Origin of the sequence: Sphingobacterium corticibacterium (assembly GCF_004208525.1) — a bacterium.
Classification (GTDB): Bacteria; Bacteroidota; Bacteroidia; order Sphingobacteriales; family Sphingobacteriaceae; genus Sphingobacterium; species Sphingobacterium corticibacterium.
The window spans coordinates 1,741,863-1,755,140 of the sequence record NZ_SGIT01000001.1 but is presented as its reverse complement, the minus strand read 5'-3'; the positions used below and the strand labels follow the sequence as shown (position 1 = coordinate 1,755,140).

At 39.4% G+C, this 13,278-nt stretch carries 12 protein-coding genes; 4 read left to right on the top strand and 8 right to left on the bottom strand.

Features of this window, described 5'->3' with window-relative positions:
• Positions 1-13: 13 nt before the first annotated feature.
• On the top strand, positions 14-1,075 hold the full coding sequence (gene ribD / locus EWE74_RS07540; protein ID WP_130140861.1) for a bifunctional diaminohydroxyphosphoribosylaminopyrimidine deaminase/5-amino-6-(5-phosphoribosylamino)uracil reductase RibD: 1,062 nt from the start codon (positions 14-16) through the stop codon (positions 1,073-1,075).
• Here the strand turns inward: ribD and EWE74_RS07535 are convergent.
• A complete protein-coding gene (locus EWE74_RS07535) occupies positions 1,072-1,452 on the bottom strand; it encodes a hypothetical protein (RefSeq protein ID WP_130140860.1) in 381 nt (126 codons plus the stop codon). The genes ribD and EWE74_RS07535 overlap by 4 nt on opposite strands.
• A gap of 120 nt (positions 1,453-1,572) precedes the next feature.
• Between EWE74_RS07535 and EWE74_RS07530 the strand changes: the two genes are divergently transcribed.
• Positions 1,573-2,850 carry a DUF2851 family protein gene (locus EWE74_RS07530; RefSeq protein WP_130140859.1) on the top strand — a complete coding sequence of 426 codons (1,278 nt, stop codon included), beginning with the start codon at positions 1,573-1,575 and terminating at the stop codon, positions 2,848-2,850.
• On the opposite strand, the gene EWE74_RS07525 is transcribed toward EWE74_RS07530, so the two are convergent.
• The 4 genes from EWE74_RS07525 to EWE74_RS07510 all read right to left on the bottom strand — a co-directional run bounded on the left by EWE74_RS07525 (position 2,847) and on the right by EWE74_RS07510 (position 8,853).
• On the bottom strand, positions 2,847-3,500 hold the full coding sequence (locus tag EWE74_RS07525) for an ankyrin repeat domain-containing protein (protein WP_130140858.1): 654 nt from the start codon (positions 3,498-3,500) through the stop codon (positions 2,847-2,849). The genes EWE74_RS07530 and EWE74_RS07525 overlap by 4 nt on opposite strands.
• A gap of 264 nt (positions 3,501-3,764) precedes the next feature.
• The gene (locus EWE74_RS07520) at positions 3,765-4,346 is read right to left on the bottom strand and encodes a Crp/Fnr family transcriptional regulator (RefSeq protein ID WP_130140857.1); all 582 of its coding nucleotides are present in this window, start codon (positions 4,344-4,346) and stop codon (positions 3,765-3,767) included.
• Between the two features lie 52 nt (positions 4,347-4,398).
• The gene (locus EWE74_RS07515; RefSeq protein ID WP_130140856.1) at positions 4,399-7,002 is read right to left on the bottom strand and encodes a DUF5686 and carboxypeptidase-like regulatory domain-containing protein; all 2,604 of its coding nucleotides are present in this window, start codon (positions 7,000-7,002) and stop codon (positions 4,399-4,401) included.
• Positions 7,003-7,167: 165 nt separating this feature from the next.
• On the bottom strand, positions 7,168-8,853 hold the full coding sequence (locus EWE74_RS07510) for an RluA family pseudouridine synthase (protein WP_130140855.1): 1,686 nt from the start codon (positions 8,851-8,853) through the stop codon (positions 7,168-7,170).
• 104 nt (positions 8,854-8,957) lie between these two features.
• Between EWE74_RS07510 and EWE74_RS07505 the strand changes: the two genes are divergently transcribed.
• Positions 8,958-9,485 (top strand): Dps family protein, encoded by a 528-nt coding sequence (locus EWE74_RS07505; RefSeq protein ID WP_239018578.1) that lies wholly within the window; start codon positions 8,958-8,960, stop codon positions 9,483-9,485.
• Positions 9,486-9,590: 105 nt separating this feature from the next.
• Positions 9,591-10,010 carry a DoxX family protein gene (locus EWE74_RS07500; protein WP_130140854.1) on the top strand — a complete coding sequence of 140 codons (420 nt, stop codon included), beginning with the start codon at positions 9,591-9,593 and terminating at the stop codon, positions 10,008-10,010.
• Positions 10,011-10,043: 33 nt separating this feature from the next.
• Here the strand turns inward: EWE74_RS07500 and EWE74_RS07495 are convergent, their stop codons facing one another.
• The 3 genes from EWE74_RS07495 to EWE74_RS07485 form a co-directional block, all read right to left on the bottom strand.
• Positions 10,044-11,273, bottom strand: a complete 1,230-nt coding sequence (locus EWE74_RS07495; RefSeq protein ID WP_130140853.1) for a DEAD/DEAH box helicase — start codon at positions 11,271-11,273, stop codon at positions 10,044-10,046.
• 378 nt (positions 11,274-11,651) lie between these two features.
• Positions 11,652-11,966 (bottom strand): hypothetical protein, encoded by a 315-nt coding sequence (locus EWE74_RS07490; RefSeq protein ID WP_130140852.1) that lies wholly within the window; start codon positions 11,964-11,966, stop codon positions 11,652-11,654.
• A gap of 53 nt (positions 11,967-12,019) precedes the next feature.
• Positions 12,020-13,138 carry a Gfo/Idh/MocA family protein gene (locus tag EWE74_RS07485; RefSeq protein ID WP_130140851.1) on the bottom strand — a complete coding sequence of 373 codons (1,119 nt, stop codon included), beginning with the start codon at positions 13,136-13,138 and terminating at the stop codon, positions 12,020-12,022.
• Between the last annotated feature and the right edge of the window lie 140 nt (positions 13,139-13,278).

Genomic DNA, 13,278 nt, shown 5'->3' with positions numbered 1-13,278 from the left:
AGTTTGTAATAATATGGTACAAGACGAGAGATATATGCAACGTTGCCTGGATTTGGCGATTCTGGGAGCAGGTACGGTGAGCCCAAATCCCATGGTTGGCGCTGTCATTTTGCACGATGGATGCATCATTGGTGAAGGTTATACATCGCCCTATGGCGGACCTCATGCTGAAGTGAACGCCATACAGGACGCCTATCAGAAGTTAGGTGAAGCAGAAGCCCAAATCCGTTTTCGTACATCCACGATGTATGTCAGCTTAGAGCCCTGTTCGCACTTCGGAAAGACCCCACCCTGTGCCGACAAGTTGGTCGAATTGCAATTCGAACGGGTGGTTATTGGTTGTCTGGATCCCTTTGCAAAAGTTAATGGGCAAGGGGTTAAAAAATTACAAGACGCAGGTATGGATACTACGGTAGGCGTGCTAACAGATGCTTGTACGTTTATGAACAGACGATTCTTTACCCGTATTCAACAACAACGTCCCTATGTTATTTTAAAATGGGCACAGACCGACGATGGTTTTTTTTCGCCAGAGGATGCGGCACAGCAGTGGATAAGTAATAATGCCAGTAAACAACTTGTGCATAAGTGGAGAGGGGAGGAGGATGCGATATTGATAGGTACATCGACTGCCTTGATCGATAATCCGGGATTGACGACGCGTTTGTGGAATGGGAAAAATCCCAAACGTATATTGATCGACAAATCCTTAAAAGTACCCGCAGATGCTGCTATTTTCGATGAAGAGGCTGATACTATTGTCTTCAATGCAAACCAAACAGATTGGCAGAAAAACAAAAAATTAATCGCATTAGAACATTTTGATCTCTATCTGCCGCAGCAGATGTTATATCAGCTCTATCTGATGGATGTGCAATCCTTAATAGTAGAAGGTGGGGCGAAAACATTACAGTCGTTTATTGACGCAGGGATATGGGACGAAGCCCGTGTTTTTGTTTCTCGGCAACGTTGGGGACGGGGTAAACCTGCGCCTCTGTTAAAAAAATCAGCAGCTAATGTGCAAAAGGTGGGTAATGACGACTTAAACATTTATCTTAACGGGAGGAATACTTAGTGGACCTTTGGTGTATCCAAAAGATCCGTTACATAACCTAATACTTCCTGCTCAGTATGGCCGTCTTCCAACATGGAAAAGGTGAGATATGCAGCATATATCTCTGCACTAAATACAACGTGTTTATCCGAAACTATTTTATCGATTACGTCTTCATTCACATCGATCCCAATATGATGTAATTCGTTGTGCAGATTGGTCGAAATAGCGCAGTGATCTTCTCCTGATGCAAAAGCCGCAATGATATGTAATACCAACTTGTCCAAAATTTCAGGGCTGATTTTGGTCGCTTTTTCGCCGTAACTACTTAAGTCTATTCTCGTCTTAGCACTATTGACAATTTTATCCCAAATAAGGTATTCCGTTTTCGTGTGCATAGCTGTTGAAGTTTATAATCTACTTTAAAGATAATAAAAAGAAAAATATACCCCAAAATAATGGTTGTATTTTTTGAGATTTAAAATGGAACTTATAGGATCATTTCGTATCTTTAACACATGATTGCAGAAGAATTATTACACTTCGTCTGGCAATTTAGGCTTTTTAACCAATTAGAACTTTATAGCACAGATGATGAACAAATCAAGATTATTCAGGTTGGACAATGTAACGAAGACGCCGGTCCCGATTTTTTATTCAGTCAAATATCAATTGATGGTCGAGAATGGAGAGGGCATGTAGAAATCCATGTGGATGGTGCCGATTGGTTTAAACACCAACACCATCTTGATGCGGTTTACAATAGTGTTATACTTCATGTTGTTTACCAAAACGCCGTTCCCGCATTTCGGGAAGATGGCACGGTCATTCCCTGTTTCGAACTCGCTCCTCTCATAAATATTGGTTTGTTGGAGCGTTACAGAGGCATTATGCAGAATCTACACTGGATTCCTTGCGAAAAACACCTGCATAAGGTAGATATCTTACATAAAACGCAAGCTATGCAGCGCATGGCTGCAATACGGTTAGAGCAGCGATACAGACAGATACAAGATCTTTTGGACGAAACATTGGATGATTGGGAAAAAGTGTTGTTTTTGCAGCTTTGTCGTAGCTTTGGAATGAAGGTTAACGCCCAGCCATTTTTACAATTAGGAAAATTGGCCGACTTATCCCTGATAAGAAAATATCGGAATGATATTTTCAAAATGGAAGCAATGATATTTGGTCAGGCTGGTTTTCTTGCTGATGTACCGAACGAGGGTTACACGAAGAAGCTGGCGGAGGAGTATCGTTATTTGAAAACTATCCACAGTCTAAAAGAGTTGAAAGTGTTTGAATGGAAGTTTATGCGTATGCGTCCATATAATTTTCCTACGTTTCGTTTGGCACAATTACTGGCTTTGTATGGTCGGACTCCTTTTCTTTTTGAGACGCTTATACACTGTAAAAACATGACGGATTTAAATCAGATATTGACAAATGTATCATTGTCGTCTTTTTGGAAGACGCACTTTGTATTGGGGAAAACAACATCTATACATACCACCGATCTGTCACAGCGTTTTATAGAACATATTGCCATAAATGCGGTGATACCAGTCCTGTTTTCGTATGGTAAGTATATGGGAATAGACGAATTGCAAACAAGAGCATTAGCATGGTTGGAGAAACTGAATGCAGAGCAAAATAAAATTACACGGAAATTCAGTGAATTGACGTTATCCGCAATATCTGCCGCGGATTCGCAAGGATTGCTGCAGTTAAAACAAAATTATTGTGATCAAAAGAAATGCTTGCAATGTAATATCGGGCTCTCTTTGCTCAAGAGTTAAGCTACCCGCAATATTTCGGCAAGTTCTTTATGTCCTTTTTCAAGCGCCAGATCAGCAGCAGTCATGCCCATTTCTGTTTTTACGGAAACATCTGCTCCGTTTTCCAGTAAAACAATAATCAGGTCGATATTGCCTTGTTGTGCTGCAATGTGTAAAGGGGTGATACGGGCATGTTGAGCTACGTTTACGTTTGCACCACCTTCAATTAACATTTTACTGATTTGGTCATATCCTCCGGTAAGTGCCGTATGCAATGGGTATACATAGTAACCATTTTGTGAACATATATTTGGATCTGCACCTTTTGCTAAGAGTGTTTGAACCACTTTTTCCTGTCCGAAATGTGTCGCAATACCTAACGGTGTAAAGCCATGTGTGGAAATCTCATCGCGCACTTCTGGTTTTTGTTTAAGCATATTCTCGATCTGTTGGGCTAGACCAATGGCGCAAGATTCATGGATCGTAATAGCCGTTAAATGATTTAATATCGTTTTGATAACTTGGTCTTTATGGTAATAGCAGGCGAGTAATAAAGGAGATATATCATGGCTTGTCTGCTCTCTCAATAATTCCGGTTGTGCTCTCAACAATATCTCCAAATCATGGTGGTTCCCGGTCTCTATATATTCTTCTAACTTATATAAGCTCATTACATATCTTTTGAAGTTTACGAATTAAATAAAATTTTGTGAAAAATGGATGAAATGTGAATAAGATTTGATGTGTTTATAAAAATAAGCATATCATAAGGAATAGCCTATATGCTATTCTGCACGTAGTTATATTTCGACATTTGCTAATAAACTTGTTAAAATGCTGCGGTATTGTTAATTTAAAATTTACTTTTGTAATAGCCCTCCCAAAGGGCATGTTTTTCATAGGTAGATGTAGGGTCGAATTTCATAGTTCGGCCCTTACTTTTTTCCCACCAGTTCCTTGCGAATGCGACTAAGAGATGTATCGGTAATACCTAAAAAAGTGGCAATATGTTTTAAGGGTGCTTGCCGAAAGATAAGCGGTTTCTCTGCGAGCAGTTGTTTATAACGGTCTATTGCTGACAGACTAATAATATCTATGGCTCTTTTTTTAGTGATAAGTAGTTGATAAGCCATCCAAGCACGACCCCATTCTGCTAGCGCCGGAATGGTCTCAAACAATCCCTGAAATTGCTCGAGTTTTATTTTCCACAATGTACAATCCGTTATGCATACAATATTCTCTTGTGTAGGAATATGATGGAACATAGATGCTACTTCGATAACAACGTCATCGGGGCAGAAAAAGTTAGTACTGATATCATTACCTTCGTAATCATGGACGAAAGCACGAACGATACCTTCCTCAACTATATAGTAGCAATCACTAATCTGCCCTTCGTGCAATAGAAGATCGCCTTTCTTGAAAGAGACTTTTTCATGTTGTTCTATAATGCGCTCAATATCCGTATAGGACATGGACGGATATTGGTAAACTAAATGAAGTTTATCTGGGTACATAGCAGCTTTTTGTTTTAAAAATAGAGTTTTTTTAAAACAAAACACATACCATTTAAAAATCAAACTTCACTCTGACCCGAATCCCGTGTTTGGGTACGTCCGGTTGATCAAGATAGTTCAGTCGTTTAACGTAATCCACCCGGATAAATTTAAAGATATTCGTTAAGCCTACACTAGCTTCTACATAAGGCTTGTCACTAAATCCATAGGTGATCGGCTCATTGTCATCATTCTTTTGAAATTGGAATACGTCGTTGGTATAAGCTGGATTGTTTTCGTCGCGCAGACCGCCATAAATAACTTTAGCACTGAATACTTCACGCCATTTGAGTTTTTTTATCAACGGTATCTTATTCAGCAAAAATCCATTCATATAATACTGTACGTTTGCAGATACGGAGTGATCGCTCACAAATTCCAGAAAGTTCATGAGATTATAAGATCGTAGCTGATAAGCATACGTTTGGTTTGCGCGATGGATATTTAAAAATGGGAAAGGAATATGGTCTCCCAAAATATAATTTCCTTCTATATTTACATCAGCATAACCTAACTGTGAAAAATAAAATCGCTTATCTGCACCCAACGTAAAATTGTGATAATCATACTCTCCGCTTAACACATTTTTAAGGCCGGCGACATAATTAAGATAGAAGATAGGATATTTATTGTATATCGGTGTTCGGTAAAGTTTACCTTGATAGAATTCTTCATGAGGCGCATACCGCAGACTTACCGAGAGTTCGGTTGTGTTTAATTCATTAAATAGTCTATTGTTGCCTTGATCGTCCAACATCTGATATGTCAATATACCGGCAGGCTGTTGTCTCCATTTCGATAAACCAATGAGGTAGGAGAAATTGTTTTCAAATTCACGTTTATACTCCAACCGGTAAATATCATTGTAGAGATAACGCTCGTTTTCCCCTCGTTTAAACGATAGCAAAAAATTATCCTCCTGAACAAACTCTAAATTTTGGCCCGGAATTTTGGTGTCTCGCATAATGGATGCCCGTAAGTAATGCTGTGGAAAGGTGTATACCGACTTATTATTGAGCGCATACGTTCCACTCAAGAAATATTTCCATTTTTCGTCTTTAAATCCATAAGCGGTATAAGCTTCTGCGTAAAATCGTTTGCTTAATCTATCTGTAGTGCGTCCACCTATACGTAGCCTAAAGCCCTCTACGGGGTTAAAGCTATAAAAAGTATTGACAGGGCCAATCTCCACAGGGCCGGCTTGTTTGTAACCAGAAAGAACCAGGGCGCTGATATCCATAAACCGCTGAAAAGAGGGGATAAGCTGTAGCGTGTCAATATTACGATATATGTTTTGTTCATTGGGTTTCAGCGCAATGGGACGATGGGTTGCCCAATAGGTTTCATCCAATGCAGTATCATTCTCTTGGACAATTTTTACAACAGATGGACCTGCATAAATACTATCCGGCTGGACGATGTCTGTTTTGAAGCCATCAAAAGTTACGGTACGGTTCCCCTTAATGCCTGTACCTTTATCCGTTAAAGAAAAATCCAAGCCTAATGAACTTGTTTTTAGGTAGTAGCGATTATTGCTATCCTGCTCAAAATCTAGCTTTACATCGAGATCGCGAACAAAATTTAGATTAATATCATCGGCTACACTGAGATCAGCACGCTTGACCGCATATTTCCCGTCTAAGGTGATATATAATTTTCCTTGAAAAAGAAGATCGGCTTTATTACGCGGGAAGAAACTCAATTCTACCAAATATGGGGTTTCTGTTTTAACCGTATCTGTAATGTAGAACCTATAAAACGTAGGCGATGAACCGGCAATTGGACTTAAAAACTGATTCGTCACCAATTCGATATTACTCTCATAGATGTCAATATCTTGGTATAATTTATTAAAGTATGCGCTTAAGCCGTCGTTATCTACAAATTTTGGGTCGAATTGCGCCCGCTGTTCTGCTAGAATAAGCTGTTTTGTCGTGTTTGGCTTTTTACGTGTATATATTTGCGATAATCGTTCCTCTATATAAGCAGGAAGCGTATAACCTCTGGTACGACCTCCCGTTTCTACGTCCTCTTTTTCAAACAAGAATTGGTAGTTTTTGAATACTTTTCTGTTTTTAAATTTCTCCGATAAATTGCTCAATCCTAAAGAAACTTTCTCATACTGGCGATATTCGGCGTATTCATAGGATGCCATTCGGTTTTCATCTTTATGTGCGATAACCTGACGGATAAGTTCGACCGCCGGGTTGTTCTTGTTCGAATATCTTGCACGTCTCGGAGCAGTAATTTCTATTGTTTCAATGGTATGTTCTTCCGGGACTAAATAAACGGTTAATTCTTGATAGGTTTCATTATTTATGCTCACATCTTGGGACTCGTACCCCACAAAGGATATACGGACTTTAGAAAAAACCGGATCGACTTTTAATATAAAATTTCCGTCGTCATCAGTAGATGATGCGTTAGTGGATCCTATAGCCGCGACAGTGGCATAGCCAATCGGTGCTTTATTGGTGACATCCATTACTTTCCCTTTTAAATGAAGGGACTGTGCGAATGATAACACTGAAAACAAGAAAAGTAAGCTAAATATTCCAAACTTTAATCCGTATGCTAGCAGCCCGTTATTAGTTGATGTTGTGCGATAACTTGACATAATGTCTCTCTTTATAAACCCATCTGACTTTTAAACCAACTTAGTCAGTTTATGAGGTCGGACAAAAGTAATAATACTTTAACTGATTTTGAAGGGAGAAATTAACTGTAGATAGAATGTGACGTTTTCTTGATAAAATGGGGAGTATGTTACTTACTGTTGTTATCAAAAAGGGTCTTCTGCCGTAAAGGCTATATGTTTTTCCGTTCTGGGATGGATGAATTGAATATACCCAGCGTGGAGGTGTAGTCTATCCGCCCGTCGACCATATAAATCGTCACCCAGTATGGGAATATGAAATCCTTGGTGATGAGCTGCATGCACACGAAGCTGATGTGTTCGTCCGGTCAACGGAAAAAGATGTATACGCGTATATCCATCTTCATATCCAAGTACATCAAACTTCGTTTTTGCAGGTTTACCATATTGATAACATACCACTTGTCGCGGGCGATCATCTAAATCGACGCGAAGGGGCAAATCTATAATTCCAGTTTGTGGTGTTAATATTCCATCCAATATCGCGGTGTAGCGTTTTAAAACGGTATGTTGGATAAATTGTTTTTGAATAAACTGATGAGCTGCTTTATGCTTTGCTAATATCAAAATGCCGGAAGTTGACATGTCTAATCGGTGAATGATTACAGGGCCGGAAATCTCGGGATATTGTCCCAATATCCTAGTATAGACCGAATCAGTTACATGGATGCCCGGCACTGAAAGAAACTCTGCGGGTTTATTAATGACAATAATATCATCATCTTCATAAATAATATCAAATGTCCGCCCCTGTGCTGGATTTATGCGCATAGGATCTGGAGTGACATCGAGCCCCTTCAACATATGTGATAAAATAGGTTCACACTTACTTTTGCAGGCAGGATAGAAATTTTTATGCTTCCTGACCTCAGAAGTTGGAGAAACTCCCCACCAGAATTCGGCCATGCAGATAGGCTTCAGTTTGTGCTGATAGGCATATTGGAGCAATTTCGGGGCTGCACATTCACCGGCACCAGCGGGGGGGATAGGTTGCTTGCTTTCTGCAAAGATAGCTAATAAACTTTTCGTCTCTCCTCGCGCATTTAAAAATTGATATTGCTCAAATAAGCGTTGTTGGAGTACTGCGGACTTTAGCTTTCGTGTGTTCTTTAAATCTTCTATTTCCTGCTGTCTATTGTGAATCAGTTCTTCGATAGATTGGAGCTGTGTTTTCCATTTACCTTTAAGAACAGCATATTCATGTTGGTCACGATAACTTTGTTTGATAAGATCTGTTTCCAATAGCTGATAATCCGTTTCGGACAAGATGTCTCTGTGCTCAGCTCTTATCTTTTTCCGTTTTGCTTTTTCGGTTTTCATATAGAGACGATAAATCTTTAACGCATCGTCGGCCTGTTGTTGTATTTCCTTAAGCTGCTGGATGAGTTCGGGAAGATCTAGTGCTTTTTCCAGGTCTTCAATTTGTCGGTTCAATGCGTTGATTTGCTCTTCCTCTTGGAGGAAAAAACTCTCTTTCGTTAGCATATCAAAAATGGGAGGAACAAAATAGGTGTGTTGGTTGGTGCCGGCCAGCTTTCCTGAACAGGCTGCCAGATAGCCTAATTGGCCATTTTCTCTTTCCACGACCAGTACCCCAAACATCTTGCCGAGAGCGAAACCTTCTAAATTTTGTAAACCAAAATTATGGACAAAGTCTCGTTGTTCCTCGAGATATTGCTGTAATTCTACAACAGCTATTTTACTCAGTTCATCAGGTTCATAACAAAAAGGAAAAGTGAAGACTTTGGGTTTCGGTATCCCCGCAATATCCGATTGAAAGTGATGAAAAAAGATGGGATTGTCGACAACCATATGGATGATAAACTTTGTGCGACAAAAATAGAAAAAACCCAACAAAAAACCGTAAATTGTGTTAAACTCAATAACACATAATTTTTACTTTAAATTTTTATAATATGAAAACGAATATGGAAGAAACAGACACAACAGCACTTGAAAAAGCTTTAGCGAGCTCATCCAGCATAGGTATTAAAGAAAAAGATACACATGCTATTGCTGTTATTCTGAATAAGTTATTGGCCGATGAACATGTGTTGTATGTGAAAGTTCGTAATGCACATTGGAATGTGGAAGGGCCTGATTTTCATGCACAACATCTGTTTTTTGAAGGTTTGTATGGTGAATTGGCAGAAACCATTGATGAAATTGCAGAACGTGTTCGTTCGATTGGCCATTACGCAGTGGGCACCATGAAAGAATTCTTAAAATTGACACAATTGACAGAGATGCATTATCAAAAAAATGATAGCAAAGGTTTTATCAAAGAGCTGTTGTCAGATTATGAAGCCATCATCGTATCTATTCGCGAGCAGCTAGATACAGTTGCTGAAAAGCATAATGATGCCGGAACAGAAGATTTCTTAGTCGGAATCATGGAAGCACACGAAAAGACAGCATGGATGCTGCGTGCTCATTTACGTTAATCGGCGAGATTATTTTTCATAGAGACGCAAATTTATCTTGGATGAACCCTTGAGATTTGCGTCTCTATTTTTTTATATTTGTTTATATACACAACCGTATTTTATATGAAAAAATTTTTTCTAACCGTCCAGAAAGGAACAACATCCAGCAATTTAGCCGCTTTAATCTTGCGGATAGGTTTTGGTATTTTAATGATTCCGCATCATGGTTATGTAAAGTTGGTCGAGTTTAACGAACGTAAAGATGGATTCTTTGACTTATTGGGGGTAGGTAGCACCGTATCGTTGAGTTTAGCCATATTTGCAGAGTTTTTTTGTTCGATATTATTAATTCTCGGACTGTTTACCCGATTGGCTACTATTCCGTTATTAATAACGATGTTGGTTATCTTCTCTGTACATAATTGGGAATTATTTGGAAAATATGAACTAGGTACAGCTTTTTTTCTCGCATACCTTTCCATCCTAGCATTAGGGCCAGGTAAATTTAGTATGGATTATTTGCTTTTTAAGCGCAGAAGATAATAAATAAGGAGGAGTACTGTTGCTCCTCCTTATTTATTCTTTCTCTTTACCTTTCGCACGTTTAAAATTTCGAAAAGGTTTTTTTCGATTCGTATTTTTCTTTTTTGTACCCGTACGGGGCGCATATAATGGCCCTTCTGTAAAACCAGCTGGCAAAGGTGTTTTGGGTATCTCTCTTTCGATTAGTCGCTCGATACGGGAAAATCGGTTCTGATCCTTTTCGTTGATGAATGTGATCGCAGTACCCGTAGTTGCGGCTCTCGCCGTCCGTCCAATTCGATGTACGTAATCTTCCGGATCTGGAGGTACATCATAATTGACAACTAAGCTAATTCCAACAATATCAATACCACGGGAAATAACATCAGTTCCTACCAGTACCCTTATTCTCCTTGCCTTAAAGCGTTGCATGATATCTTCCCGTTGCACCTGCTCTAAATCCGAATGAAAACCTTCTGCAACAATCCCTTTTTTGATCAATTCTTTCGTAAGCCTTTTGACGATATCTTTTTTTGAAGCAAAAATAATAGTGCTTTCATAGACTGGATTATCCAATATATGTTTGATGAGCTCCATTTTATGTTCATCGTAGACCAAATAGGCCTGTTGGTCAATGCCCTCAGAGGGTTTGGAAATAGCTACATTGATTTCTAGGGGTTGATAGAGTATTTTCTTCGCTAACGTTCGGATTTTAGGAGGCATTGTAGCAGAAAACAATAAGCTTTGCCTCTTTTTAGGTAATGCGCTGATAATACGCATAATATCGTCATGAAATCCCATGTCCAGCATGCGGTCTGCTTCATCCAGCACGAGATGCTCTAAATGGCTATAATCTACTTTTCCGGATCCCATGTGAGCGATAAGTCGACCGGGAGTTGCAACAATAATGTTTACGCCCTCTTGAATTGCTCTTCTTTGTTGTTCGTAACCTGCCCCGTCTCCACCACCGTACACGCATATAGAAGTAGCCCCCGTAAAATACCCAAATCCCATAATTTGCTGGTCGATTTGTACCGCAAGTTCTCGGGTAGGAACCAGGATAAGGCTATTGATCCTTTCTTGAGGATTCTCGGCAATTTTGTTCAATATCGGCAGGAGATAAGAAGCTGTTTTTCCTGTGCCTGTTTGTGCACAAGCGATAATGTCTTTTCCGTTCAAAATAACCGGAATTGTTTTTTCTTGGATAGGGGTAGCCTCTTCAAACCCCATACTATCAAGTCCTTCCTCTAAGGTGGGAGAGAAACCAAATTCAATAAATTTCAATATCTTAATTATTCATTTTTGCTAAAATTAGCGTAATAATTCGGATGAAACAAATTTTATTATATTATATCACCCTCCTTATTATAGAGACCTCGATTGATCCGTTTAATTTGTTATTCATTAACGATATGTCTTTTTTTTAAGTTTTGTGTTAAAAAAAATACGTTTTTTTTGGGAAAATGATAATTTGTTTGTATGTTTATATGCTTGCTTGTTGCCAAGTGGGCTACCCTATGTTGTAAATAAAGAAATTGGTCAACGATATCTCGATCCGCTTTTTCTAGCGGATATAAGTTTGTTTCATTTTGTTGTTTAGTAATCGAGTGATCGCTCAGAAGCCCCGCGGAAATCGCGGGGTGGATGAGCGTTTGTTTTTGTTTAGCCGCCGGTACAATCCATGCAGGAGTTTCCATATGCATCATATTCATCGTAAGCTGCACCTACTTTGCCAAACAATGTAATAACCCGATCCAACCTTATTTTAATTCCAGTATCTACTACTAGAAAAACACCTTCGGCTTTCTTTTCTTCCAGCTCTATAACGCTACCCAGTACCTCATCGACTTGGTTATCTTGATTGAAAAAGAATATTTTGCCTCGACGCGCTTTTTCAATTTCCTCCTCCGCAACCTCCCGGTATTCCCATGCCACGGGAAGATAGGAGTCGTTTGAGGATATGTTCTTGTTATTCATAGTGTGCATTAATTTGTTTTTTTGTGTATTATCGAAATGCGACAGTTATCTCCTTAGAGATTTAGAGTAAGTTTATCACCTGTTTTACAGGATTGATAAATAGCGTCTATTATTTTTAAATCTTTTAAGCCTTCTTTCCCATCAACAGGTATAATAGCCTCTTTTCCCTCCAGGATAATAGAGGCCATTTCTTCCATTTGTAAGGTTTGATGGGTAATGTGCGGTTGTGTAAGTTTACCTTTATGTGTCCGACCTACTATAGGTCCGTAGCCTGTTGAGGGTTGCATCTCGGCAAAACCTTTTTCACCATTTAAAAAAAAGCGGTCGAGGTGATTCATGTTGTAGGTGGATAGGCAGGAGGCTACGGCGCCACTCGGAAAACCAAGCTGAAATAAAATGGTCTCATCTACACCCTCCTTAAATTTAACGGCATCGGTCTTTGTCTCTTGTGCAGTCACCCATATGGGTTCTTCGCCGACCATATAGCGGGCACCATTGATCGCATAAATACCGATATCCATCAGCGCACCGCCACCGGCTAGGGTCTTATCCAACCTCCATTGATTAGGATCTCCTATCCGGAAACCACATTGCCCTTGAAAAAAGAGAATCTTCCCAAAATCACCATGCTGGCGCATGCGGACGACTTCCAACGTGTTTGGCTCAAAATGCATACGATATCCCACTAATAACTTAACGTTAGCTTCTTCGCATGCACGAACCATTTCTTCCCCCTCTTTAGCATTCAGTCCCATTGGCTTTTCACAAATGACATGCTTGCCGGCTTTTGCAGCCCGAATGACCTGATCGTGATGAAGTGCATTTGGTGTGATCACGTATACGGCATCAATATCAGGATTGTCCTTTAATGTGTCAAAATTCTCATAGTTGTAACAGTTTTTTTTCGGAATTTGGTATTTGGACTGCCAATCTTTGATTTTTGCTGGTGTGCCACTGATCACACCGGCTAATTTAGCCTTTTTACAAGACTGCATAGCCTCCGCAACACGTGTTCCATATCCACCAAGTCCCATAATAGCAACACGCAAGACAGGACCGTCATAGGGCTTGTTGTCGGAAGAGGCCAAATCAAATTGCCAGGTTGAAGGCAAGAAGGGCAGTGCCATGACCGAATAAGTAATCTTTTGAAGGAAGTCTCTTCTCGTATTCATAGGCTCAATTTTAATGTTTCATCGTCTTTAAAGTTAACAATAAAACATTTTACTATCCCAATATGTTCATTTAAAAATAGATAAGATTATGGTATTACCGATAATATTTGCAGTTCTATTTATTGCGCTGGGAATTTTCC